The 22735-nt window shown below is 73.0% G+C and carries 26 protein-coding genes; 16 read left to right on the top strand and 10 right to left on the bottom strand.

The genetic code is table 11. The features are described from left to right. Positions 1 to 109 precede the first annotated feature (109 nt). A complete protein-coding gene (locus ABZ807_RS02655; RefSeq protein ID WP_357151807.1) occupies positions 110 to 397 on the bottom strand; it encodes a GNAT family N-acetyltransferase in 288 nt (95 codons plus the stop codon). Beyond that, positions 394 to 1620 carry a cysteine desulfurase-like protein gene (locus tag ABZ807_RS02650; protein ID WP_357151804.1) on the bottom strand — a complete coding sequence of 409 codons (1227 nt, stop codon included), beginning with the start codon at positions 1618 to 1620 and terminating at the stop codon, positions 394 to 396. The genes ABZ807_RS02655 and ABZ807_RS02650 overlap by 4 nt, the downstream gene beginning before the upstream one ends. A gap of 84 nt (positions 1621 to 1704) precedes the next feature. Here ABZ807_RS02650 and ABZ807_RS02645 point away from each other — a divergent pair, with 84 nt between their 5' ends. From ABZ807_RS02645 to ABZ807_RS02620, 6 genes are all read left to right on the top strand, one after another. Further along, positions 1705 to 2067, top strand: a complete 363-nt coding sequence (locus ABZ807_RS02645) for a hypothetical protein (RefSeq protein WP_357151801.1) — start codon at positions 1705 to 1707, stop codon at positions 2065 to 2067. Between the two features lie 50 nt (positions 2068 to 2117). Beyond that, the gene (locus ABZ807_RS02640; protein ID WP_357151798.1) at positions 2118 to 2408 is read left to right on the top strand and encodes a hypothetical protein; all 291 of its coding nucleotides are present in this window, start codon (positions 2118 to 2120) and stop codon (positions 2406 to 2408) included. A gap of 265 nt (positions 2409 to 2673) precedes the next feature. Then, positions 2674 to 3108 (top strand): phage holin family protein, encoded by a 435-nt coding sequence (locus tag ABZ807_RS02635; RefSeq protein ID WP_357151795.1) that lies wholly within the window; start codon positions 2674 to 2676, stop codon positions 3106 to 3108. Beyond that, entirely contained in the window at positions 3105 to 3446 is a 342-nt protein-coding gene (locus tag ABZ807_RS02630) for a DUF3618 domain-containing protein (RefSeq protein ID WP_357151793.1), read from the top strand. The genes ABZ807_RS02635 and ABZ807_RS02630 overlap by 4 nt, the downstream gene beginning before the upstream one ends. Next, a complete protein-coding gene (locus ABZ807_RS02625; RefSeq protein WP_357151790.1) occupies positions 3443 to 3715 on the top strand; it encodes a DUF4235 domain-containing protein in 273 nt (90 codons plus the stop codon). Before ABZ807_RS02630 ends, ABZ807_RS02625 begins: the two co-directional genes overlap by 4 nt. A gap of 288 nt (positions 3716 to 4003) precedes the next feature. Further along, on the top strand, positions 4004 to 4207 hold the full coding sequence (locus ABZ807_RS02620; RefSeq protein ID WP_067306996.1) for a cold-shock protein: 204 nt from the start codon (positions 4004 to 4006) through the stop codon (positions 4205 to 4207). A gap of 161 nt (positions 4208 to 4368) precedes the next feature. On the opposite strand, the gene ABZ807_RS02615 is transcribed toward ABZ807_RS02620, so the two are convergent. Next, positions 4369 to 4563 (bottom strand): hypothetical protein, encoded by a 195-nt coding sequence (locus ABZ807_RS02615; protein WP_357151787.1) that lies wholly within the window; start codon positions 4561 to 4563, stop codon positions 4369 to 4371. A gap of 189 nt (positions 4564 to 4752) precedes the next feature. Between ABZ807_RS02615 and ABZ807_RS02610 the strand changes: the two genes are divergently transcribed. Beyond that, positions 4753 to 5991, top strand: a complete 1239-nt coding sequence (locus tag ABZ807_RS02610; protein ID WP_357151785.1) for an RNA-guided endonuclease TnpB family protein — start codon at positions 4753 to 4755, stop codon at positions 5989 to 5991. Between the two features lie 13 nt (positions 5992 to 6004). On the opposite strand, the gene ABZ807_RS02605 is transcribed toward ABZ807_RS02610, so the two are convergent. Further along, positions 6005 to 6988 carry an aldo/keto reductase gene (locus ABZ807_RS02605; RefSeq protein WP_357151782.1) on the bottom strand — a complete coding sequence of 328 codons (984 nt, stop codon included), beginning with the start codon at positions 6986 to 6988 and terminating at the stop codon, positions 6005 to 6007. 85 nt (positions 6989 to 7073) lie between these two features. On the opposite strand from ABZ807_RS02605, the gene ABZ807_RS02600 reads away from it, so the two are divergent. Further along, a complete protein-coding gene (locus ABZ807_RS02600) occupies positions 7074 to 7868 on the top strand; it encodes a trans-aconitate 2-methyltransferase (RefSeq protein WP_357151779.1) in 795 nt (264 codons plus the stop codon). Further along, entirely contained in the window at positions 7865 to 8890 is a 1026-nt protein-coding gene (locus tag ABZ807_RS02595) for an adenosine deaminase (protein ID WP_357151777.1), read from the top strand. Before ABZ807_RS02600 ends, ABZ807_RS02595 begins: the two co-directional genes overlap by 4 nt. A 279-nt stretch (positions 8891 to 9169) precedes the next feature. Here ABZ807_RS02595 and ABZ807_RS02590 read toward each other — a convergent pair whose 3' ends face one another. Then, positions 9170 to 10573: a HAMP domain-containing sensor histidine kinase gene (locus tag ABZ807_RS02590; RefSeq protein WP_357152227.1), complete on the bottom strand. Its 1404-nt coding sequence runs from the start codon at positions 10571 to 10573 to the stop codon at positions 9170 to 9172. Positions 10574 to 10602: 29 nt separating this feature from the next. After that, positions 10603 to 11292: a response regulator transcription factor gene (locus tag ABZ807_RS02585; RefSeq protein WP_357151774.1), complete on the bottom strand. Its 690-nt coding sequence runs from the start codon at positions 11290 to 11292 to the stop codon at positions 10603 to 10605. 73 nt (positions 11293 to 11365) lie between these two features. Here ABZ807_RS02585 and ABZ807_RS02580 point away from each other — a divergent pair, with 73 nt between their 5' ends. Further along, positions 11366 to 12286: an ADP-ribosylglycohydrolase family protein gene (locus tag ABZ807_RS02580; RefSeq protein WP_357151772.1), complete on the top strand. Its 921-nt coding sequence runs from the start codon at positions 11366 to 11368 to the stop codon at positions 12284 to 12286. Between the two features lie 2 nt (positions 12287 to 12288). On the opposite strand, the gene ABZ807_RS02575 is transcribed toward ABZ807_RS02580, so the two are convergent. Both ABZ807_RS02575 and tnpA read right to left on the bottom strand, forming a co-directional pair. After that, positions 12289 to 12693 carry a hypothetical protein gene (locus ABZ807_RS02575; RefSeq protein WP_357151769.1) on the bottom strand — a complete coding sequence of 135 codons (405 nt, stop codon included), beginning with the start codon at positions 12691 to 12693 and terminating at the stop codon, positions 12289 to 12291. 129 nt (positions 12694 to 12822) lie between these two features. Further along, positions 12823 to 13254, bottom strand: a complete 432-nt coding sequence (tnpA, locus tag ABZ807_RS02570; RefSeq protein ID WP_357151767.1) for an IS200/IS605 family transposase — start codon at positions 13252 to 13254, stop codon at positions 12823 to 12825. 23 nt (positions 13255 to 13277) lie between these two features. Between tnpA and ABZ807_RS02565 the strand changes: the two genes are divergently transcribed. From ABZ807_RS02565 to ABZ807_RS02550, 4 genes are all read left to right on the top strand, one after another. Next, a complete protein-coding gene (locus tag ABZ807_RS02565) occupies positions 13278 to 14426 on the top strand; it encodes a transposase (protein ID WP_357151764.1) in 1149 nt (382 codons plus the stop codon). Between the two features lie 198 nt (positions 14427 to 14624). Next, positions 14625 to 16631 carry a threonine--tRNA ligase gene (gene thrS, locus ABZ807_RS02560; protein WP_357151761.1) on the top strand — a complete coding sequence of 669 codons (2007 nt, stop codon included), beginning with the start codon at positions 14625 to 14627 and terminating at the stop codon, positions 16629 to 16631. 159 nt (positions 16632 to 16790) lie between these two features. Beyond that, positions 16791 to 17303 (top strand): HIT domain-containing protein, encoded by a 513-nt coding sequence (locus ABZ807_RS02555; RefSeq protein WP_357152225.1) that lies wholly within the window; start codon positions 16791 to 16793, stop codon positions 17301 to 17303. Between the two features lie 28 nt (positions 17304 to 17331). Continuing rightward, positions 17332 to 17964, top strand: coding sequence for a hypothetical protein (locus ABZ807_RS02550; protein ID WP_357151759.1), 633 nt, complete (start codon positions 17332 to 17334; stop codon positions 17962 to 17964). 93 nt (positions 17965 to 18057) lie between these two features. Here the strand turns inward: ABZ807_RS02550 and ABZ807_RS02545 are convergent, their stop codons facing one another. Both ABZ807_RS02545 and ABZ807_RS02540 read right to left on the bottom strand, forming a co-directional pair. Continuing rightward, positions 18058 to 18567, bottom strand: a complete 510-nt coding sequence (locus tag ABZ807_RS02545) for a hypothetical protein (protein ID WP_357151757.1) — start codon at positions 18565 to 18567, stop codon at positions 18058 to 18060. A 185-nt stretch (positions 18568 to 18752) separates the two neighbouring features. Then, positions 18753 to 20915 carry an elongation factor G-like protein EF-G2 gene (locus ABZ807_RS02540; RefSeq protein WP_357151754.1) on the bottom strand — a complete coding sequence of 721 codons (2163 nt, stop codon included), beginning with the start codon at positions 20913 to 20915 and terminating at the stop codon, positions 18753 to 18755. Between the two features lie 252 nt (positions 20916 to 21167). On the opposite strand from ABZ807_RS02540, the gene pgsA reads away from it, so the two are divergent. Next, positions 21168 to 21788 carry a phosphatidylinositol phosphate synthase gene (gene pgsA, locus ABZ807_RS02535; RefSeq protein ID WP_357151751.1) on the top strand — a complete coding sequence of 207 codons (621 nt, stop codon included), beginning with the start codon at positions 21168 to 21170 and terminating at the stop codon, positions 21786 to 21788. Beyond that, complete coding sequence (locus ABZ807_RS02530; RefSeq protein WP_357151748.1) at positions 21785 to 22720, top strand: phosphatidylinositol mannoside acyltransferase; 936 nt, start codon at positions 21785 to 21787, stop codon at positions 22718 to 22720. Before pgsA ends, ABZ807_RS02530 begins: the two co-directional genes overlap by 4 nt. Positions 22721 to 22735: the final 15 nt, after the last annotated feature.

The following is a 22735-nucleotide window of genomic DNA, read 5'->3' as shown; positions in this document are numbered from 1 at the left end:
GCCGCCCGGCGGAAGATCCACCCCCGCTTGCGGCAGGTCGCGGTGTCCGGTGAGGCGGACACCGCGACCTGCCGCACCGCACGAGAATGATCGTCGGGCCCCGCCAGTGCTATGCCGGCTCGAAGACCAGGTCGGCGTACTCGGGGTGCCGTTCGATGAACGCCCGCACGAACGGGCACTGCGGCACCACCCGGCCGCCCTGCTCGCGCACCTGGTCCAGGGTGGCCCGGATCAACGCGCCACCGACCCCCATGTCCTGGAACTCCGGGCGCACCTCGGTGTGGGTGAACACCCGCACCCCACCCCGCGGCAGGTATGCCGTGAAGCCGGCCAGCGCGTTGTCGACCAGGATCTCGAAGCGGTGCTCGGCGGGATTCTCCTCGACCAGGAAGTTCACCGGCCCATTGTCTCCCGCCGCCCGGCCAACCGGTCCAGTTCGGTCACCAACCGGTCCACCTCGTCGGCCGTGTTGTAGTGGTAGAGGCTGGCCCGGACCGCCCCGCCGTCCGCCCGCAGCCCCATCGTCTGGAAGTACTCGTAGGCGTAGTAGTCACCGGAGGAGAGGCAGAGCCCCGCCTCGCCCAGCGCCGCTGCCAGCCCGGCCGGCGACCACCCGGCGAGCCGGAAGGACACCGTCGGGCAGCGCCGCGCGGCGGCCCCGTACCCGGTGACCGCGGGGTTGGCGGCCAGCCCGGCCAGCAGCCGGTCGAAGAGCGACTCCTCGTACGCCTGCGCGGCGGCCAGGCCGGCCCGGACCCGCTCCCGCCGGTCGCCGGTGGCGGTCGGGTCCAGCCCGGCCAGGTGGTCCACCGCGGCGGCCAGCCCGGCCAGCAGCGGGAAGCTCGGCGTGCCCAGCTCGAACCGGTCCGGCACGGCGTCGGCGGAGGGGAGCAGCTTGGCCGGGTGCAGTGACTCCCACCGGGCCGGGTCGGCCACCATCGCCGCCACGTGCGGGCCGGACCACTTGTAGGCGCTGGTGACCAGGAAGTCCGCGCCCATCGAGGCGAGGTCGGTCGGGCCGTGCGGCACCGCGTGCACCCCGTCGACGCAGACCAGCGCGCCGGCCGCGTGCGCGGTCTTGGCGATCGCGGCCACGTCCGGCACGGTGCCGATCGCGTTGCTGCCGGCGGTCACCGCGACCAGCCGGGTCCGCTCGCCCACCAGTTCGGCGTACTGGCCGGCGGGCAGTTCACCGGTGGCCGGGTCGAACTCCGCCCAGCGCACGGTCGCGCCAGCGGCCTCCGCCGCCCGCACCCAGGGCCGCACGTTCGCGTCGTGGTCGAGCCGGGAGACCACCACCTCGTCGCCCGGGCGCCAGGTGTCGCCGAGGGTCCGGGCCAGGGTGTACGTCAGGGCCGTCGCGCTCGGCCCGAGCACCACCCCCCGCGGTGCCGCGCCGAGCAGGTCGGCCACCGCGACGCGGGCGGCGTCGACCAGCTCCAGCGCGCGCCGGCCGGGCCCGAAGGCGGGGGTGCGGTTGCCGAGCGCGGTGCGCATCGCCCCGCTGACCGCGTCGATCACCGACTGCGGGGTCTGGGTGCCCCCGGCGCCGTCGAAGTGGGCGAAACCCTCGGTGAGGGCGGGGTAGGCGGCCCGGGTCCGGGCGATGTCGAAGGGCATGACCGGACCCTAACGCGGCGCCCCACGACGTTCGATGATCACTCGGGCGGTGCCGGTTCGTCGCCGTCTCGTACCCTTGATCGGGTGACGACGCGATTCGGTACTCCGCTGACCCCCACCCGCCGGGCTGCCGGCCTGCTGGCCGGCCTGGCGCTCGGCGTGGCCGTGCTGGCCGGATGCAGCTCAGAGGGGGCCGAGACCGACTGCGGCCTGGACGCCTGCACGGTCACCTTCGACCGGGGCGTCGAAGCCCGCGCCACCGTCCTCGGCGTCGAGGCCAAGCTCGTCGGCGCCCAGGGCGACCAGGTCACCGTCGAGGTCGCCGGCGAGCAGCTCTCCCTCACCGTCGGCCAGCAGGCCACCGAGGTGGGCGGCTTCGCGGTCAGCCTGGACAGCGTCACCGACCAGCAGGTGACGATCCAAGTGGCGCGCGGGTCCAGCAGCTGACGGGTGCCGCGCCACGTTTGGGGATCTTCGCATTCGGAGCTTGTGGCGCCATGTCTCTCACCCGGAACGCCGAAGCCACCGCCGCCCGCACCGCGGACAGCCGCTGGCTGGAACTCCTCGCCCGGGCCGGTTTCCTCGGCTACCAGGACGCGGGCCAGTGCTCCGCCCTTCAGGCCGGGGGGAAGGCCCGCGCGGGGAGGGCCGCCGAGCAGGGCAGGGAACGCGTCCGGGAGCGGATCGCCTCCGCCGGCCGGACGGTCGTCTACCTCTACTTCGCCTCGACCGCCGTCAAGGTCCTCAAGGACGCCGGCCCCAACAGCGCCGACCAGCAGGAGGCGTAGCCCAGGCAGCGACGACGGTGAGGCGCGCAGCGAGGCGTTCGTCGGGCCCGAGGAACACGCCGACGCCCGCCGCTGAACGACCCCCTCCGACCGCACCCGCCGACCGGCCTGCACGCCGGTCGGCGGGTGCTTCGTCGTACCGGCTTCCGCGTTTCGCCGGACGCTGCGGGCCCACCTGCGGTCAGATGTGGTTGGGTCACTGCGCGCAGGATTGACGGGCGGCGACTCCGGGCATACAGCGCGGTGATGATGAAAGGAGGACAGCATGGCTGACGTCGCGAACCACCAGACGTCCCGGACCGGGAGCGAGCCGTCCACCGCCGAACTGGTGCAGCGGGCCACCGAGCAGGTCTCCCGCCTCGTCCGGGACGAACTGGCGCTGGCCCGGGCGGAGTTGACCCAGAAGGGCAAGCACGCCGGGATCGGAATCGGTCTCTTCGGCGGGGGCGGGGCGCTGGCCCTGTACGGGCTCGGCGCGCTGGTCGCCGCCGCGGTGCTGCTGCTCGCGCTGGCGATGCCCGCGTGGCTGGCCGCCCTGATCGTGGCGGTGGCGCTCTTCCTGCTCGCCGGCGTCCTCGCCCTGGTCGGTAAGAAGCAGGTCAGCCGTGCGGTCCCGCCGGTGCCGGCGTCGACGGTGCAGAGCGTCCGGGCGGACGTGGACGTGGTCACCGCCGCCGTGAAGGACAGGGGACGGGCATGACGGGCAACGGGACCGGCGACACCGAGGCGCTCCGCGAGGAGATCCGGCGCACCCGGGTGGAGTTGGGCGAGACGATGGAGCTGTTGGCCGCCCGGGCCGACGTCAAGGCCCGGCTGCGGGAGTCCGCCGGCCAGGCGAAGGAGCGGATGCGCGAGCAGGCCGCGCTGACGCTGGCCCGGGTGCGTGGGCAGGCGGCGCAGAAGGCTGACGTGGCGCGGGCGCAGGCGTCCGGGAAGGGGCAGGCGGTCCGGCGCAGCCCGGTGCCGTGGGCGACGGTCGCGGCCGGCGCCGTTGCGGCGGTGGTCGTGCTGCTGATCGTGCGAGGGAGGCGCAGGTGAGCAAGGGCATCAGCAGGGCCGCGTACAAGCCCGTCGGGGTGCTGCTCGGCCTGGCCGCCGGTACGGTCGCCGGGGCGATCTTCCGGCAGGTCTGGAGGGTGACCGCCGGTGACGGCGATGCGCCCAGCGCCACCGACGAGGACCGCCGCTGGGGCGAGATCCTGGCCGCGGCCGCGTTGCAGGGCGCCATCTTCGCGGTCGTCCGGGCCGCTGTGGACCGGGGCGGCGCAGTCGGCGTACGACGGCTGACCGGCCGCTGGCCGGACTGAGCCGCAGAGGTCGAATGCCCCCCACCCGCATCGACGGGTGGGGGGCCTTTCGCACGGCCGGAGACACCCAGCCAGCGGATCATCGGCATCCGTCAGGTCACATGTCGGAGAATTTCGTCGGGTAGGCTGTGCAGAGTTTTTGCGTACGTGGTTTGCTGTCCCCGCTGTTGCGAGATGGCGTGGGTTGAGAGAAGTCTCCTTCGTGGGGGCCGCCTCAGGCGCCGCTGCTCGAAAACGGCCAATCGGCCGCACGGCGTGCTCGGCCGCCAGTTTTAGAAGGAGATTCACATGGCGCAGGGAACCGTGAAGTGGTTCAACGCTGACAAGGGCTTCGGCTTCATCACCGTCGACGGCGGGGGTGCTGACGTGTTCGTCCACTTCTCGGCCATCCAGTCCAGCGGCTACCGCTCGCTGGAGGAGAACCAGCGGGTGGAGTTCGAGATCGCCCAGGGTCAGAAGGGTCCGCAGGCCGAGCAGGTCCGCCCCCTCTGAGCAGTGCCGGTCGGCAGCCGCCGGCCCTGGTGATCCGGCCCCCCGGATCGACGAGAGAAGCCCCGTGTCCTGCAGGGACGCGGGGCTTTCCGCGTATCCGGGCCCAGGTGCGCCGGCGACCGCCGCCGGTTGGCCCGCCGCGCGGCCACCGGACGGGTCGGTCAGGTGCGGCGACGGGTCCGCAGGCCGCGCCAGAGCACCACGAGTCCGATCAGGATCAGCACCGGCCCGACCACCGCCCAGATCCGCTGGTCGGTCATCGCGCTGCCGCCGACATACCCGAGGCCCTGCACCGTCCACACCGCCCCGACCACCACGGCCAGCAGCCCGAGGGTGAGTGTCAGCCAGCCCCTCATGGTTCCTCCTCGCCTCCGCCGGTGGACCCGGCCCTCCGGTCAGCATGCGGCCCGCCGGGGCGGTACGCGAGCACCGCGCCGGTGCGGCTCACCGAACTGCCGCCAGGATGCCCCGTCCTTCAGGGCGGGGAGGAATGGTGGTCATGTTTGCCTCAGCCATGATCGGCCTTTCTGGTTAGATTGGTCCCTGTGAGGACGGCGTACAAGTGTCGGGCGTACCCGACACCGGAGCAGGCCGGCGTGCTGAACCGTACGTTCGGCTGTGTCCGTGTGGTCTGGAACCGCACCCTCGCCGCCCGCCACGCCCGCTACCACGGCGAGGGCAAGTCGACGTCGTACGCGGAGACTGACCGGGCGCTGACCGAGATGAAGCGGCTGCCGGAGTTGACGTTCCTCAACGAAGTCAGCTCCGTGCCGTTGCAGCAGACGTTGCGGCACCAGCACACCGCGATGACCGCGTTCTTCGCCAAGCGCGCCCGCTACCCCCGGTACAAGTCGCGGCACGGCCGCCAGTCCGCCTCGTACACCCGTTCGGCCTTCCGGATGCGTGACGGGCAACTGTCCCTCGGCAAAGCCCCGGGAACGCTGCGGGTCGTGTGGTCGTGGCCGGATGTGGACGTGACCGCGCTGGACCCGTCGACGGTGACCGTGTCGCGTGATCCGGATGGCCGCTGGTACGTCACCTTCGCCGTCGACGTCGACGTCGACGCCTCGGACGGCCCCGAACCGGCCGGTCGGGTTGTCGGCGTCGACCTCGGCCTCACGGACTTCGCGGTACTGTCCCAGCTGGTGCCGGGCCTGACCGACGATGAGGGCAGGATCGCTCACCCGAAGCACATGGAGCGCCGCGAACGCCGGTTGAAGCGGTACCAGCGGATGATGGCCCGCAAGCGGAAAGGTTCCGCGAACCGGGCCAAGGCCAAGCAGAAGGTCGCCCGCGCGCACTCCCGGGTGCGGGATGCCCGCCGTGACTTCCTCCATAAGACCGGCACAGCCTTGGTGCGCCGGTTCGACGCCATCGCGGTTGAGGATCTGGCGGTGGCGAACATGGTCCGTAACCGCAGCCTCGCCAAGGCGATCTCCCGCACCGGCTGGGCCGAGTTCCGGACCCTGCTGGCCTACAAAGCGCACCGCGACGGCCGGCACCTCGCCGTCGTGGACCGCTGGTATCCGTCCAGCAAGACCTGCTCGGCGTGCGGGCATCTGCTCGCCACACTCTCGCTCGGCACACGTCACTGGACGTGTCCGAGTTGCGGCACCCGGCATGACCGGGACGTCAACGCCGCCAAGAATCTCGTTGTCGCCGCCGGGCTGGCGGAGACGAAAAACGCCTGCGGAGCGGACGTCAGACACGAGGGGCAACCTTCCGTGCAGTCTGCGATGAACCAGGAACCCTCCCGGGTGACCGGGGGAATCCCCCGCCTTTAGGCGGGGGAGGATGTCAACATCGGTCGTGCACCCGGGGACGGACCAGTTCGTCGTAGACCGCCCGGACTGTGTCCCGATCGGCGGCCGTCAGCGGCGGCAGGTCGGCCGCCGCAGCGTTGCCCCGCGCCTGCGCGGCGTCCCGCGCGCCGGGGATGACCACCGTGACGCCGGGCTGGTCGATGATCCAGCGCAGCGCGAACTGGGCCATCGTCCGGTCCGAGCCGACCAGTGGGGCGAGCCGCCGGACGACCGTCAGGCCGAGGTCGTAGTCGACCCCGGAGAAGGTCTCGCCGACGTCGAAGCTCTCCCCATGCCGGTTGAAGGTGCGGTGGTCGTCGGCGGGGAAGGTGGTGTGCTCGTCGTACCGGCCGGAGAGCAGGCCGCTGGCCAGCGGCACCCGGGCGATGACGCCCACCCCGGCTGCGGCGGCGGCCGGCAGCACCTGCTCCAGGGGCTTGAGCCGGACCGCGTTGAGGATGATCTGCACGCTCGCCACCCCGGGCCGGGCGATGGCGGTGAGCGCCTGGTCGCAGGTCTCCACGCTGACGCCGTACCCGGCGACGCGGTTCTCGGCGACCAGCGTGTCGAGGGCGTCGAAGACCCGGTCGTCGGCAAAGACGGCCGTCGGGGGGCAGTGCAGCTGGACCAGGTCCAGGGTGTCCGTCCCGAGGTTGGCGCGGGACCGGTCGGTCCAGGCCCGGAAGTTGTCCAGGGTGTACGCCTCCGGCGTCTGCTCCACCCGGCGGCCCATCTTCGTGGCGACAGTCAGGCCGTGCCCGGGCCGCTCGCGCAGGAACCGCCCGATCAGCTGCTCGCTGCGTCCGTCGCCGTAGACGTCGGCGGTGTCCAGGAAGGTGACCCCGGACTCCACGGCGGCGGCGAGGATGGCCAGGGCGGCGCTCTCGCTGACCTGGCCCCAGTCGGCCCCGAGCTGCCAGGCGCCGAGGCCGACGACGCCCACCCGCCGGCCGAGTCGGTCGAAGCTGCGCTGTTCCATCCGACCGAGCCTAGTGATCGCCTTGCCGGGTCGCCGCACGGGCCGTAGGGTCATAGCAAGACGTACGTACGGTTTGGAGGCTGTGATGTGGGACCCGACGACCTACCTGCGCTACGGCGATGAACGGTCCCGGCCGTTCCACGACCTCGTCGCCCGCATCCCGGCCGACCGGCCGCGCACCGTGGTCGACCTCGGTTGCGGGCCCGGCACCCTGACCGCCACTCTCGCTGCCCGCTGGCCGGCCGCCGAGGTCCGCGGCATCGACTCGTCCCCGGAGATGATCGCCCGGGCCGCCGCCCTCGACGCCCCGGTCGAGTTCACCGTCGGTGACGTCCGGGACTGGCGGCCCGCACCCCACGTCGACGTGCTCGTCTGCAACGCCGTGCTGCAGTGGGTCCCGGACCATCGGGACCTGCTCGCCCGCTGGTCCCGCGAGCTGCCGACCGGCGCCTGGCTGGCGTTCCAGGTCCCCGGCAACTTCGACGCCCCCTCGCACCGGGCGCTGCGCGAGGTCGCCCGTCGGGACCGCTGGGCCGCCACGCTGGCGCCGCTGCTGCGCGACGCCCCGGTCGACGACGCCGTCGAATACGCCGCGTCGCTGGCCGCCGCCGGCTGCGCGGTCGACGCCTGGGAGACTGTCTACGTGCACCTGCTGCCGGCCGACCCCGTCGCCGACCACCCGGTGCTGGCCTGGATGGAGGGCACCGCTCTGCGTCCGGTCCGGGCCGCGCTGGACGCCGCCGGCTGGGCGGCCTTCCGGGCCGAGCTGGGCGCACGCCTCGCCGAGGCGTACCCGGTGCGGCAGGGTCAGGTGTACTTCCCGTTCCGCCGGATCTTCGTGATCGCCCGCACGGGCGCCCGTGCAGAGGAGAACCTGTGACCGATCTGCCCACCTTCATCGCCGGACTGCCCAAGGTGGAGCTACACGTGCACCACGTCGGCTCCGCGTCACCCCGGATCGTCGCCGAGCTGGCCGCCCGGCACGAGGGGCGCAGCCCGGTCCCGGCGGACCCGGAGGCGCTCGCCGACTACTTCGCGTTCCGCGACTTCGCCCACTTCATCGAGGTCTACCTCAGCGTCGTGGACCTGATCCGGGACCCGGAGGACGTCTGGATCCTCACCCACGAGGTCGCCCGCGAGCTGGCCCGCCAGCAGGTCCGGTACGCCGAGCTGACCGTCACCCCGTACTCGCACGTGCGCCGGGGCATCCCCGCCCCGGCGTTCTGCGAGGCGATCGAGGACGCCCGCAAGCGGGCCGAGGCCGACTTCGGCATCGCCCTGCGCTGGTGCTTCGACATCCCGGGCGAGGCCGGGCTGCCGGCGGCGGAGGAGACCCTGCGGGTCGCCCTGGACCAGCGGCCGGACGGGCTGATCAGCTTCGGCCTCGGCGGACCGGAGATCGGGGTGCCCCGGCCGCAGTTCAAGCCGTACTTCGACCAGGCCCGGGCGGCCGGGCTGCGCTCGGTGCCACACGCGGGCGAGACCACCGGCCCGCAGACAGTCTGGGACGCCCTGCGCGACCTGGGCGCGGAGCGGATCGGGCACGGCATCTCCGCCGCCGAGGACCCGGAGCTGCTGGCGTACCTGGCCGAGCACCGGATCGCCCTGGAGGTCTGCCCGACCTCCAACGTCCGTACCCGGGCCGTGGCGCACCTTTCCGAGCACCCGCTTCGGCGGCTGGTCGACGCCGGCGTGCTGGTCACCATCAACTCCGACGACCCGCCGATGTTCGGCACCACCCTGAACGACGAGTACGCGGTGGCAGCCCGGCTGCTCGACCTCGGCCCCGACGGGCTGGCCGGGCTGGCCCGGGACGCGGTGACCGCCTCGTTCCTCGAACCGGCGGAGAAGGCCCGGATCAGCGCCGAGATCGACGCCTGGTCGGCAGCCGCGACGCGCTGAGCGGGCGCGGCCGGGCGACACCAACCGGCCAGCGCCGGCGGGCGGCCTGTCGGGTCGGTGAGAGGTGGGGCGCGCGGCGGGGGCGGGTGTGGGGGGACCGTACCCCCGCCGCGCGCTCGGGCTCCACCGGCCGGCAGTTGTCAGGGGCGACAGACCGGTGGAACTGATGGGATCCCCTTGATCCTCGCAGCGCGCGACGGGTCTGCGGCCCGCGTTAATCCGGATCTAAGGAAGACTTGCGCCGCCCCACAAGGTGGGCCCGTCCCTCGCCGGCAGGTGTCAGTCGTCGGAGGAGCGCTGGCGGGACCACCGGCGCCCGCCGGTCTTCTGCTCCCGGGCCTCCCGGGCCATCCGGCCGACCAGCCCGAAGCGGTTGACCTGCCGGGGCGTCGCCTCCGGGTCGACCAGCAGCATCACCACGCTGGCCCCGCCCAGCCGGGCCCGGTCGATGCTCACCGAACCGTTGGCCTGCAACGCCACCCGCTTGGCGATGTCCAGCCCCAGCCCGGTGGAGCCCTGGTCGCTGGTGCCCCGGCGCAGCGCCCGGTCCGGGTTGGCGATGCCCGGCCCGGCGTCGTCGATCCGGATCGCCACGTACCCGTCCCGGCGGGAGACCGCCACCTCGAACGCCGTCCCCTGCGGGGTGTAGCGGAACACGTTGCCGATCACCGCGTCCAGCGCCGCGGCCAGCTCGGCGCGGGGCACCAGCGCCGGGATGCGCAGCTGGGCGCCGCTGACCTGGTGCGGCCGGTTCTGGTCGCCGGCGAGGGCCGCCCAGAACACCATCCGGTCCCGGACCACCTCGCTGACGTCGCACTCCGCCGGCCCGGCCTCGTGGGCCACCGCCTTGCGGGTGGTCTTGATCAGCACGTCGATCTCGCCCTCCAGGGTGACGATCGCCTGCCGGATCCGGCGGATCGTGCGGCGCCGGTCCAGCTCCGCCGGGCTGAACGCGCCGACGCTGGTGTCGTCGGAGTCCAGCCCCTCGGCGTCCAGCCGCAGCACGGTCAGCGGGGTGCGCAGCCGGTGCGACAGGTCCGCCACCAGCTCCCGTTCGTCGGTGCGGGCGGCGACGAGCCGGTCGGCCATCCGGTTGAACGCGTACCCGGCCTCGGCCAGCTCCCGGGGGCCGCTCGGTTCGACCCGGACGCCCAGGTCGCCGTCGCCGACGGCCAGGGCGGCCTTGACCAGCTCCCGGGTGGAGTCGACCGCCCGGGCCGCGACCCGGTCCACCACGATCACGGTGGCCCCGACCAGGGCCACAGCGACGGCGGTCAGCAGCAGCCAGGTGCCGCCGGAACCGTCGTCGAGGTCGGCCTCGGGCACGAAGACCTCCACCACGACGACCCGTTCGTCGAGCACCACCGGGTCCAGCCGCAGCACCCCGCCGGAGACCTCGGTGACCACGGACCGCTTCTCGGCGCGGGCCCGCTGCAGTTCCGCCTCGGAGGCCCGGCCGGCGGTCTCGTCCGCGCCCAGCCCGTGTACCACCGGCCGGGTGGCCGGGTCGTCCCCGCTGGCCTCCACGGCCCGCCGCACGGCCGCCGGTTCGGTGCTGACCGCGAGCGCCCCGGTGACCAGCGCGCTGCGCCGCGCCGCGTCGGCCAGCGCCGTGTCGCGGACGTCGTCGCGCAGGCTGAACCCGAGCGGAACCAGGAACGCCAGCGCGACCAGCGCGCACATGCCGGCCGTGAGGTAGGCCAACGCCAGCCTCAGTCCGGGGCCACCAGCCGGAAGCCCACCCCCCGCACGGTGCGCAGGTAACGCGGCTTCGCCGCGGACTCGCCCATCTTTCGGCGTAGCCAGTAGAGGTGAACGTCGATGGTCTGATCCTCGCCGACCGACGGCTGCCGCCATACCTCCTCCAAGAGCTCCCGCCGGGAGACTACCCGGCCGGGTCGTGCGGCGAGATACGCCAGCAGGTCGAATTCCTTGCGGGTCAGCGCCAGCGGCTCCCCGTCGAGCACCGCGCTGCGCTCGCCCACGTCCACCCGCAGACCGCCCACCGCGTGCACCGCCGGCTGCACCGTACGGCTGGCCCGGCCGACCCGCCGCAGCACGGTGGTGATCCGGGCTTCGAGGTGGGCACCGGTGAACGGCTTGACCATGTAGTCGTCCGCGCCGGCCCGCAGCAGCCGGACCACCGACTGCTCGTCGTCGCGGGCGGTGGCGATGATGATCGGGACGTCGGTGATGCCGCGCAGCATCCGCAGCGCGTCCGAGCCGTCGAGGTCGGGCAGGCCGAGGTCCAGTACGACGAGGTCGGGGGTCTCGGCGGCGACCCGGCGCAACGCGTCCAGCGCCGTGCCGACCGCGTGCACCGAGTGGCCCCGCTCGCTGAGGGAACGCAGCATCGCGCCGCGTACGACGTGGTCGTCTTCGACCAGGAGCACGGTGGCCACCTCAGCACCGTACTGCTCGTGGCAAGTTGATCGCGTTGCGGCGGGCCCGCCGACCGGGCAAGCTGGCACGACGATGACGTTCACGCTGTTTCCCGACACCCGGCTGGCCCTGGCCCGGGACAGTCTGGCCGGCCTCTCCGTCGGCGACGCCCTGGGTTCGCAGTTCTTCGTTCCGGGCCGCCGACCGGACGACATGGCCGCCGGCCGGCTCCCACCTCCGCCCTGGCAGTGGACCGACGACACCGAGATGGCCTGCTCGGTCGTGGCGGAACTCGCCGAGCACGGGGACGTCGACCGGGACCGCCTCGCGTTGGCCTTCGCCGAGCGGTGCGAGCCGTACCGGGGTTACGGGCCGGGCGCGGTGGTGATCCTGCGGCTGATCCGCACCGGCACGCCGTGGCCGGTGGCCGCCGCGTCCGCGTTCGACGGGCAGGGTTCCTGCGGCAACGGCGCGGCGATGCGGGTCGGGCCGCTCGGCGCCTGGTTCGCCGACTCCACCGCCCGGGCGGCGGCGCGGGCCCGCGCGTCCGCCGAGGTCACCCACGCCCACCCCGAGGGGATCGCCGGCGCGGTGGCGGTGGCCGTCGCCGCCGCGCTCGCCGCCCGGGCCCGCCTGGACGGCGACCGCCCCGACCCGCTCCGGCTGCTCGCCGCGGTCGCCGCCACGCTGGACCCCGTCGCCGAGGTCCACCGCGGGATACGCCGCGCCGCGGGGCTGCTCGGCCGGGGCCTGCCGGAGGTCGTCGAGGCGCTCGGCAACGGCTCCCGGGTCACCGCCCAGGACACCGTGGCGTTCACCCTCTGGGTCGCCGCCACCCATCTCGACGACTACCCGGCGGCGATCCGGGCCTGCGTCGAGGCGGGCGGGGACGTCGACACCACCGCCGCGATCGTCGGCGCGATCGTGGCCGCCCACACCGGGGTCGGCACGACGGGCGGGGTACCGGACGGCTGGCTGGCGGCGCGGGAGCCGCTGCCCGACTGGGCGCGCTGACCTCAACGCGACCCCACCGGCTCGCCCCGGACGCCGGCGGCCGGGCGCTCGCCGTCGGGCTGCTCCCGCGTCGACGGCTCGCCCTCGGGCTGGTCGCCCTCGACGTCGTCGGCCGGGTCGGCCCGGTGCCGCCCCCGGCTGACCGCCCAGCCGACCAGGGCGCCGCCGCCGAGGCCGATCAGCAGACCGCCGCCGAGCAGGACGTCCGCACTCGGTCCGCCGTCCCCCGCACCGGGCTCGGCCGGCGCGGCGTCGTCCCGGCCCCCGGCCGGCGCGGCGGCGTCCGGGTTGCCGTGGTCGTGTCCGGTCGCCGCCTCAGGGGCCGCCGGGAGCAGGGCCAGCGCCCCGGCCACCGCGGCGGCCAGTGCGAGGCCGGCCCGGCGGCCGCCGTTCCGGGTGATCGCCATCTGTGTCCCCATCCGTCTGCACGCGGCCGGCACGGCTTCCGGCCACACCCGGTAGTTCGGATCGGGGAATGAAAGGTTCAACGGGACTTAGCGAGGAATCCCGGTCCTTCAGGGCCGGGAGGAATCGCGTCACGAGCCTGGACGTTTCTGGTTTTCGATGTACTCGCGGATGACGGCGAGGGGTGCCCCGCCGCACGATCCGGCGAAGTACGACGGCGACCATAGGTGGCCGTGCATGATGTGCCGGTTGATCCGGCCGGTGAACTCCTGCCGCAGGTAGTGCGCGGAAACACCCTTGAGTCGGTTGACCAGGGTCGAGATCGGCAGTTTCGGCGGGTAGTGGACGAGCAGGTGGACGTGGTCGTCTTCGCCGTTGAACTCCCGCAGTTCCGCGCCGAGTTTGGCGCACACGTCGGCCATGATCTGCCCGCACCGGGTGAGCATGATGTCGTTGAGCACGTCTCGTCGGTACTTGGTGATGAAGACAAGATGCACGTGCAGGTTGTGGACGACGCTGCGGCCCCGCCGGACGTCGGGGTCTGGGGTCCACCGTGGTGACATAGACAAGCTGCTATATTGTGGACGTGAAGATCGTCGTTCGGGTTCGGCTGTACCCGGACACCGCCCAGGGGGTGGCGCTTCGGGCGACGCTGGATCTGTGCAACGAGGCCGCTGACCTCGCCTCGGCTGAGGCGTTCCAGCGGCGGATCTACTCGAAGCAGGCGCTGCAGCGACTCACCTACGGCCGTCTGAAGGCCTTGGTTCTGTCGGCCCAGCCGGCGATCCACGTTGCCCGCAAGGTTGCCGGCGCGTACGCCACCCTGAAGGCCAACATCCGTGCTGGCAATCTCGGCAAGCCCGGGTCGAAGCGGCGCGCCAGGGTCGAGTCGAAGCCGATCAGGTTCCGGGCGGACGCGGCTCAGCCGTTTGACGACCGCTGCCTGTCGTGGCAGTTCGCCGACCGTACGGTGTCGATCTGGGCCGTCGGCGGCCGGTTGAACCGAGTCCGGTTCGGCTGCTCGCAGCAGCAGTACGCGACCCTGGTGGTGCACCGGCAGGGCGAGTCTGACCTGGTATGCCGTGACGGAAAGTGGTTCCTGTACGCCACCTGCGACATCCCCGACGCCGAGGTGAAGGAGCCTGAGGGGTTCCTCGGCGTCGACCTGGGCATCGCCAACATCGCCACCACCAACGACGGCACCCGACACTCCGGCAAGGGCCTCAACCGGGTCAGGCATCGTAATCAGCGGCTGCGGGCGAAGCTTCAGCGCATCGGCACCAAGTCCGCCAAGCGGCTGTTGAAGGCCCGCCGCCGTAAGGAAGCCCGGTTCGCGGCCGACACCAACCATCGCATCGCCAAGCAGATCGTGACCGAGGCCGAACGCACCGGCCGTGGTATCGCCCTGGAAAACCTCACGGGCATCCGCGACCGGGTACGGCTCCGACGGCCCCAGCGGGTCACCCTGCACTCGTGGGCATTCCACCAACTCGGCCAGTACATCGCCTACAAGGCGACCCGGGCCGGGCTGGCGCTCGTCCACGTGGACCCGGCGTACACCTCGCAGGGCTGCTCCGCCTGCGGGCACATCGCCAAGGCCAACCGGCCGAACCAATCCACCTTCCGGTGCACGTCGTGCGGCTTCGCTGAACACGCCGACGTGAACGCAGCCCGCAACATCGCCACACGCGGTGTCGCGGACTGGGCAGCAGTCAGCCTGCCGAACGCGGCGTGACCGGTGCAGCCAGCATCGAGCACGATCTGCAAGCTCGGCCCTTCAGGGCCGAGAAGCTGACTCCGCGCCGACACGAGCTGCCGCGCGGGCGACACGCGGTCCCATCCTTTCCCGACGTCCGGGCGGAAAGGGGCGACCGATAGCATCGCAGGAGCCGGAACCGGCACCATCCGTACCGTCTGCAGCTGAGGAGTCACCGTGTCCGCATCCCGTACCCCCGTCGTGGCCGACCCCGTCGTCGTCGCCGCCGGGACGACGGCGGCCGATGCGGTGGCCGCGGCTGGGCTGCCCGTGGCCGGGCCGAAGGCGATCGTGGTGGTCCGCGACCCGCAGGGTCAGCTGCGCGACCTGGACTGGAAGCCGGCCGAGGAGACCACCGTCGAGCCGGTCACCCTCGATTCACCGGACGGGCTCAACGTGCTGCGCCACTCGACGGCGCACGTGCTCGCCCAGGCCGTGCAGGACGTCTTCCCGGAGGCCAAGCTCGGCATCGGCCCGCCCATCGAGAACGGCTTCTACTACGACTTCGCGGTCGACAAGCCGTTCCAGCCCGACGACCTGGGCAAGCTCGAGAAGCGGATGCAGGAGATCATCAAGTCCGGCCAGCGGTTCCGCCGCCGCCGCTTCAACAGCATGGACGAGGCGAAGGCCGAACTGGCCGCCGAGCCGTTCAAGCTGGAGCTCATCGACGTCAAGGGGGAGGGGCTGGACTCCTCCGAGGTGATGGAGGTGGGCGGCGGCGAGCTGACCATCTACGACAACCTCGCCGCCAACGAGGAGAAGGTCTGCTGGTCGGACCTGTGCCGCGGGCCGCACCTGCCCAACACCCGGCTGATCGGCGCCTTCAAGCTGATGCGCTCGGCCGCCGCCTACTGGCGTGGCTCCGAGAAGAACCCGCAGCTCCAGCGGGTGTACGGCACCGCGTGGCCGACCCGGGACGAGCTCAAGGCGTACCTGAAGCTGCTGGAGGAGGCCGCCCGGCGCGACCACCGCAAGCTCGGCGCGGACCTCGACCTGTTCAGCTTCCCCGACGAGATCGGCTCCGGCCTGGCGGTCTTCCACCCCAAGGGCGGCATCATCCGCCGGGAGATGGAGAACTACTCGCGCCGCCGGCACGAGGCAGCCAGGTACGAGTTCGTCAACACCCCGCACATCACCAAGGCGCAGCTCTTCGAGACCTCCGGCCATCTGCCCTACTACGCCGACACGATGTTCCCGCCCATGCAGTTCGAGGGCGCGGACTACTACCTCAAGGCGATGAACTGCCCGATGCACAACCTGATCTTCAGGGCGCGCGGGCGGTCCTACCGGGAGCTGCCGCTGCGGCTGTTCGAGTTCGGCACGGTATACCGGTACGAAAAGTCCGGCGTGGTGCACGGCCTGACCCGGGTGCGCGGCCTGACCCAGGACGACTCGCACATCTACTGCACCCGCGAGCAGATGCCCGGCGAGCTGTCCGCCCTGCTGTCGTTCGTGCTGGACCTGCTGCGCGACTACGGCCTGGACGACTTCTACCTGGAGCTGTCCACCCGCGACGACTCGCCGAAGTTCATCGGGTCGGACGAGGACTGGGCGGAGGCGACCGAGGCGCTGCGCACCGCCGCCGAGTCTTCCGGGCTGGACCTGGTGCCCGACCCGGGCGGTGCGGCCTTCTACGGCCCGAAGATCTCGGTGCAGGCCAAGGACGCCATCGGTCGGACCTGGCAGATGTCCACCATCCAGGTCGACTTCAACCAGCCGGAGCGGTTCGGTCTGGAGTACCAGGCGGCGGATGGCACCCGGCAGCGGCCGGTGATGATCCACCGGGCGCTCTTCGGCTCGATCGAGCGCTTCTTCGGCGTGCTCACCGAGCACTACGCGGGCGCGTTCCCGGCCTGGCTGGCCCCGGTGCAGGTGGTCGGCATCCCGATCCGGGAGGACCACACCGACTACCTGCACGGCTTCGTCGCGGCGCTGCGCGCCGAGGGGATCCGCGCCCAGGTGGACGCCGGTGACGACCGGATGCAGAAGAAGATCCGCACCGCCCAGCAGCAGAAGATCCCGTTCATGGTGATCGCCGGCGACGACGACGTGGCCGCCGGCACGGTCTCCTTCCGGTACCGGGACGGCTCCCAGCGCAACGGGGTGCCGATGGCCGAGGCGGTCGCGCACGTGCTGGACGTGGTCGGTTCCCGCACCAACTCCGGGCCGTCCGCCAAGAGCTGACACCCGCAGCTCACCGCCGGGGAGGCGGCCCGGCTCACGCCCCGCGCCTGGCTGGCCGGTGCGGACGGGTGGGACCCGCTGCGGTGACCGTAGGATCGGCGTGTGACTGGGGCGGCGCGGCACACTGACGACGGCACGGACATCACCGGCGACACCGGCCTGACGGACGGGTTGGAGCGGCTCTGGACGCCGCACCGGATGACCTACATCTCCGGCGAGGACCGTCCCGAGGGCGGCTACGAGAAGCCCACCGGCTGCCCGTTCTGCCTGGCCCCCGGGCTGCCGGAGGGGGAGAGCCTGGTCGTGGCGCGCGGCGTGCACGTCTTCGCCGTGCTCAACCTCTACCCGTACAACCCCGGGCACCTGCTGGTCTGCCCGTACCGGCACGTGGCCGACTACACCGACCTGGACCCGGCGGAGACGATCGAGCTGGGCGTGTTCACCCAGACCGCGATGCGAATGGTCCGCAAGGTCAGCAACGCGCACGGGTTCAACCTCGGCATGAACCAGGGCGGTGTCGCCGGCGCCGGCATCGCCGCGCACCTGCACCAGCACGTCGTGCCGCGCTGGGGTGGCGACGCCAACTTCATGCCGGTGATCGGCCGGACGAAGGTCCTGCCGCAACTGCTCGCCGACACCCGCGACCTGTTCGCCAAGGCCTGGCCGGCCTGACCCCCGGCCCGGCCCTATGATCTTGCGCATGGCCCTGCTGCACCGCGCCACGCTGCGCCCCACGAAGCTCGAACTGCTCACCGGGTGGCTGCCCGGCCGTGGCTGGTACGACGGACCGGCCGGCGTCGACGTGATGCGCGTCGCGGGCTACCGGTTCGACGACCCGGCCGGTGCGGTCGGCATCGAAACCCTGCTCGTCCGGGCCGGTGACGGGCCGATCCATCAGGTCCCGCTCACCTACCGGGGCGCACCGCTCGATGGTGCCGACCGGTGGCTGATCGGCACCATCGAGCACTCGGCGCTCGGCCGGCGTTGGGTCTACGACGCCTGCGGGGACCCGGTCTACGCCGCCGCGCTGGCCGCCGCGATCCTGGCCGGGACCGGTCAGGCGGAGGAGTACTTCGAGGTCGACGGCGTGCGGGAGCAGCGCCCACCGATGATGGTCATCGACAGCAGCGGCGCCGACGACGCCGACCTGCCCCAGGTGGGTACGCCCCGCCAGGTGGTGGACGCCGACCCGGCGCTCATCGTGGCCGACGCCGTCGAGCTGGCGGTCGTCCGCCGCCTCGACCGCGGCACCTCGTCGGCCGGCGCCGCGCTGACCGGCACCTGGGAGGGCCAGCCGACCCCGGTGCCGCTGGCGTACGCCGCCCGGCGCTGACCGCCGCCACCGCGACGGCGGCAACCGCCCGATGGACCAGCCTCCGCCAGCGGCTCCGCGGCGAGCGACCCCTGGCCGGGCGCCGCAGGCCGGTCACCGCAGGCCGGCGGTGACGCCTCCGCCGCGCGCGGAGATCAGCGCCACCAGCTCCGGCCAGCTCTCCACCCGCTGTACGCCGGCCAGGTGCGCCCGGTACGCGGCCACCTCGTCCGCCCGGGGCCGCAGCAGGTACCGGTGCGGCACCGTGTCGAGGTAGCCCAGCACCTCCAGCCGGTCGTCGACGAAGTGGGTCAGCCCCAGCCGCGCGGCGATCGGCCCCTTCTCCGGCCGGGTACGGCAGAAGCGCAGCCGGTGCGGGCCGATCCCGGTGCGGGCGTGGAAGTCGTGGTGGGCCAGCCAGTCCCGGGTCCGCCGCTCGGTCGGCTCGGCGCACTTCGACACGACGTACACCTCGTCGAAGAGCGGGACCACCTCGGCCAGCGCCTCGAACACCCAGTCCAGCGGGGGCGTACGCAGATAGTTGTCGCCGAAGAACGAGGTGTCCTCGTCTCCGTCGCTCCGCTCGATGATCACGCCGCCCACGTCCACGCCCAGCCGTCTCATGTGGTCGATCATGCACGATGCGTGACGTTCCGCGCGTCCCGGCGATCGAGGTGACAGGATGCGGCGATGGCAGTGACGACGCGGACGTTCACGGAAAGAGTGGGTATTCGGCGGGGAATGGCCACTCTTTCTCGGAAAGTGCGGGGCTGAGGACGGGTGCGGGGGCGTGGGTGGGTGAGTGAGGGTCAGGTCTGGGTGGTGTGTTCCTTGCGGGTTTGTTCGGCGAGGTGGGCGGGCATCGGGTCGTAACGGGCGAACTCGCGGCGGAAGGTGCCGGTGCCGGAGGTCATCGAGCGCAGCTCGACCGCGTAGCGGAGCAGCTCGGTGGCGGGCACCTCGGCGCGGACCAGGGTGCGTCCCTCGGCGTCCGGGTCCGGCTCGGTGCCGAGCACCCGGCCGCGGCGGCCGGACAGGTCGCCCATCACCGCGCCGACTGAGCCGTCGGGCACCCGGATGGTCACCTCGTCCACCGGCTCCAGCAGCGCCGGCTGCCCCTTCTCCGCCGCGTCGCGCAGCGCGAGGGCACCGGCGGTCTGGAACGCCGCGTCGGAGGAGTCGACGCTGTGCGCCTTGCCGTCGACGAGGGTGACCCGCAGGTCCACCACCGGGTGGCCGGCGACCAGGCCGCGTTCCATCTGTGCCCGGACGCCCTTCTCGACCGACGGGATGTAGTTGTGCGGCACGGCCCCGCCGACCACCCGGTCGACGAACTCGAAGCCGGCCCCGCGCGGCAGCGGCTCCACCTCGATGTGGCAGACGGCGTACTGGCCGTGGCCGCCGGACTGCTTGACGTGCCGGCCGTGGCCCCGGCCGCCGACGGTCAGCGTCTCGCGCAGCGCCACCCGCACCGGTTCGGTCTCCAGCTCCACGCCGCCGCTGCGCAGCCGGTCGAGCACCACGTCGGCGTGCGCCTCGCCCATGCACCAGAGCACCAGCTGGTGGGTCTCCGGGTTGCGCTCCAGGCGCAGCGTCGGGTCGCCGGCGACCAGCCGGCCCAGGTTGCGGGCCAGGGCGTCCTCGTCGGCCCGGCTCTTCGCCACGATCGCCACCGGCAGCAGCGGCTCGGGCATCGCCCAGGGGGCGACGAGCAGCGGCTCCTCCTTGGCGGAGATGGTGTCGCCGGTCTCCGCGCTGCCCGACTTGGTGATCGCGCAGAGGTCGCCCGCAACGCAGGCGCCCACCTCCCGCAGCGTCGCGCCCAGCGGGGTGTAGACGTGCCCGACCCGCTCGTCGGCGTCGTGGTCGGGGTGCCCGCGTTCGGCCATGCCGTGCCCGGAGACGTGCACCACCTGATCGGGGCGGAGCGTGCCGGAGAAGACCCGCACCAGCGACACCCGGCCGACGTGTCGGTCGACGGTCGTCTTGACCACCTCGGCGACCAGCGGGCCGTCCGGGTCGCAGTTCAGCGGCGGCCGGGGCGAGCCGTCCACCCCGGTGATCGCGGGCAGCTCGTGCTCCAGCGGGGACGGGAAGGCGGCGACCAGGCCGTCCAGCAGCACGTCCAGGCCGACGCCGGTCTCCGCGCAGACCGGCACCACCGGGTAGAAGTGGCCCCGGGCGACCGCCTTCTCCAGGTCGGTGATCAGCACCTCGGTGTCGATCTCCTCGCCGCCGAGGTAACGGTCCATCAGGGTCTCGTCCTCGCTCTCGGCGATGACCCCCTCGATCAGCTCGTTGCGGGCCTCCAGGATCGCCGGCAGGTGCTCCGGGTCCGGCTCGCGCACCGCGGCGGGCAGCCCGGCGGAGTAGTCGAAGACTCGCCGGGTGATCAGCCCCATCAGGCCGGCCACTGACTCGCCGTCGTCGCCGAGCATCGGCAGGTAGAGCGGGAGCACGTTGTCGCCGAAGACCCGCTGGCACAGCGCCACCGCCTCGTCGAAGTCGGCACGCGGATGGTCGAGCCGGGAGACCGCGACGGCCCGCGGCATGTCCACCGCGGCGCACTCCTCCCACAGGGCGGCGGTGGCCATGTCCATCCCGTCGGCCGCGGAGACCACGAACAGCGCCGCGTCGGCGGCCCGCAGGCCGGCCCGCAACTCGCCGACGAAGTCGCCGTACCCCGGGGTGTCCAGGAGGTTGACCTTGACGCCCTGGTGCATCAGTGGGGCGCAGGCCAGGCTTACCGAGCGCTGCTGGCGTACCGCCGCCGGGTCGTGGTCGCAGACGGTCGTGCCGTCGGAGACGCTGCCGGCCCGGCCGATCGTGCCGCTGGCCGCGAGCAGCGCCTCGACCAGGGTCGTCTTGCCCGCCCCGGAGTGCCCGACGAGCACCACGTTGCGAACCCTGCCGGGCTCGGTCACCACCGGCGCCGCGCCGGTGACACCCTTCTCCTGGTTCTTCTGCGCCATCGCGGCGCACCTCCCTCAGCCGTGGTTGGTGGCGACCGCCGCGCGCGACGGGGAAGCGGGCCCGGGTGGGTGCCGCGGCGATATCCTCCGGTGCTCTCCTGGACGACAGGTACTCAGACGGGTGGGTCGGTGAGCTGGCTCACCTCCCACCCCGATCTCACACCCGATGCCGACCCGGCACAAGCCTCCGCCACGCGGGTCGGACGACCGGCTGTGTCGCCGGCCGCTGTCGGCCGTTATCGTGGGACCCCCATGGCGAAGATCTTCCAAGTGACGGCCCGCGCGGGGATGACCCGCGTCGTGGAGCCGGTCGCGCGCGGCCTGCTCCGCGCCGGCGTGTCCCCCAATGCGGTCACCGTGACCGGCACCCTCGGCGTGCTCGTCGGCGCCCTCGGCTTCGGCGCCCGGGGTGACCTGGTCGCCGGCGCCCTGATCGTGACGGTGTTCGCGCTGACCGACCTGCTCGACGGGACGATGGCCCGGATGAGCGGCGGCTCCACCCGGTTCGGGGCGTTTCTCGACTCGAGCATGGACCGGGTCGCCGACAGCGCCGTCTTCGGCGCGGTGGCGTACTGGCTGGCCACCGAGGGCAACCACGCCGGGGTGGCCGCCGCGCTGCTCTGCCTGGCCGCCGGCGGGCTGGTCTCCTACGTCAAGGCCCGGGCCGAAGGGCTCGGCATGACCTGCAACGTGGGCATCGCCGAGCGCACCGAGCGGCTGCTGATCGTCGGGGTGGGCGGCCTGCTCACCGGCCTCGGCGTCGACCTCGCCCTGCCGATCGCGCTCTGGCTGCTCGCCGCCGTCTCGATCTTCACGGTGGGGCAGCGGATGCGCCACGTGTACCGGCAGGCCCAGCTGGTCGGCCAGGAGTGAACCTCACCGAGCTCGGCTACGTCGCCGGGTGGCGCCTCGCCCGCGCGCTGCCCCGGCCCGTGGTGGCCGCGGCCTTCCGGGTGGGCGCGGACCGCGCCCACCGCTCGGGCGGCGCGGGTACGGCCCGACTGCGCGCCAACCTGCGCCGGGTGGTCGGCCCCGACCTGCCCGAGGTCGAGCTGGACGCGCTGGTCCGGCGCGGGCTGCGCTCGTACGCCCGGTACTGGATGGAGGCGTTCCGGCTGCCCGCGCTGAGTCGTCGGGAGATCCTCGCCGGTTTCCGGCTCGACGGGGCGGGAAAGCTCGCTGCCGACGTGGCCGCCGGCCGGGGCGCGGTGGTCGCCCTGCCGCACGCCGGCAACTGGGACGCCGCGGGCGCCTGGGTCGCCGCCACCGGCTGGCCGATCACCACGGTCGCCGAGCGGCTCAAGCCCGAGGCGGTCTACGAGCGCTTCCTCGCCTTCCGGCAGGGCCTGGGCATGGAGATCCTGCCCACCCACGGCGGCGAGCGGCCCGCCTTCGACGTGCTGGTGGACCGGGTACGCGCCGGCACGGTGGTGCCGCTGCTCGCCGACCGGGACCTCTCCGCCCGGGGCGTGGAGGTCGACTTCTTCGGCGGTCGGACCCGGATGCCGGCCGGCCCGGCGCTGCTGGCGCTCCGCACCGGTGCCCCGCTCTACGTCACCTCGATGTGGTACGAACCGGATGCCGCGTGCGCCTCGATCGAGGGCCCGCTGCCGCTGCCGGACCCGGACTCGGCGCCGCTGGACCAGCGGGTCCGGTTGCTGACCCAGCGGATTGCCGACGGTCTGGCGGCGGGTATCGCACGGCATCCGGAAGACTGGCACATGCTGCAGCGGATGTGGCTGGACCAGCAGCCGAGCACAGGCAGCGGCGCGGCACCACCCGCGCCGGTCACCGGCCAGGCCTGACGGGAAGGGCGCTTA

Source organism: Micromonospora sp. NPDC047548, from assembly GCF_040642975.1.
Classification (GTDB): domain Bacteria; phylum Actinomycetota; class Actinomycetes; order Mycobacteriales; family Micromonosporaceae; genus Micromonospora.
The sequence above is the reverse complement of the archived record's forward strand: the minus strand, read 5'-3'. Positions and strand labels throughout refer to the sequence as shown.

Coding starts and splice junctions, on each gene's coding strand:
- ABZ807_RS02650 (WP_357151804.1), bottom strand. CDS start 1,620: ATGCCCTTCGACATCGCCCGGACCCGGGCCGCCTACCCCGCCCTCACC.
- ABZ807_RS02640 (WP_357151798.1), top strand. CDS start 2,118: ATGTCTCTCACCCGGAACGCCGAAGCCACCGCCGCCCGCACCGCGGAC.
- ABZ807_RS02635 (WP_357151795.1), top strand. CDS start 2,674: ATGGCTGACGTCGCGAACCACCAGACGTCCCGGACCGGGAGCGAGCCG.
- ABZ807_RS02630 (WP_357151793.1), top strand. CDS start 3,105: ATGACGGGCAACGGGACCGGCGACACCGAGGCGCTCCGCGAGGAGATC.
- ABZ807_RS02620 (WP_067306996.1), top strand. CDS start 4,004: ATGGCGCAGGGAACCGTGAAGTGGTTCAACGCTGACAAGGGCTTCGGC.
- ABZ807_RS02615 (WP_357151787.1), bottom strand. CDS start 4,563: ATGAGGGGCTGGCTGACACTCACCCTCGGGCTGCTGGCCGTGGTGGTC.
- ABZ807_RS02605 (WP_357151782.1), bottom strand. CDS start 6,988: ATGGAACAGCGCAGCTTCGACCGACTCGGCCGGCGGGTGGGCGTCGTC.
- ABZ807_RS02600 (WP_357151779.1), top strand. CDS start 7,074: ATGTGGGACCCGACGACCTACCTGCGCTACGGCGATGAACGGTCCCGG.
- ABZ807_RS02590 (WP_357152227.1), bottom strand. CDS start 10,573: ATGTGCGCGCTGGTCGCGCTGGCGTTCCTGGTTCCGCTCGGGTTCAGC.
- ABZ807_RS02580 (WP_357151772.1), top strand. CDS start 11,366: ATGACGTTCACGCTGTTTCCCGACACCCGGCTGGCCCTGGCCCGGGAC.
- ABZ807_RS02575 (WP_357151769.1), bottom strand. CDS start 12,693: ATGGCGATCACCCGGAACGGCGGCCGCCGGGCCGGCCTCGCACTGGCC.
- tnpA (WP_357151767.1), bottom strand. CDS start 13,254: ATGTCACCACGGTGGACCCCAGACCCCGACGTCCGGCGGGGCCGCAGC.
- ABZ807_RS02550 (WP_357151759.1), top strand. CDS start 17,332: ATGGCCCTGCTGCACCGCGCCACGCTGCGCCCCACGAAGCTCGAACTG.
- ABZ807_RS02545 (WP_357151757.1), bottom strand. CDS start 18,567: ATGAGACGGCTGGGCGTGGACGTGGGCGGCGTGATCATCGAGCGGAGC.
- ABZ807_RS02540 (WP_357151754.1), bottom strand. CDS start 20,915: ATGGCGCAGAAGAACCAGGAGAAGGGTGTCACCGGCGCGGCGCCGGTG.
- pgsA (WP_357151751.1), top strand. CDS start 21,168: ATGGCGAAGATCTTCCAAGTGACGGCCCGCGCGGGGATGACCCGCGTC.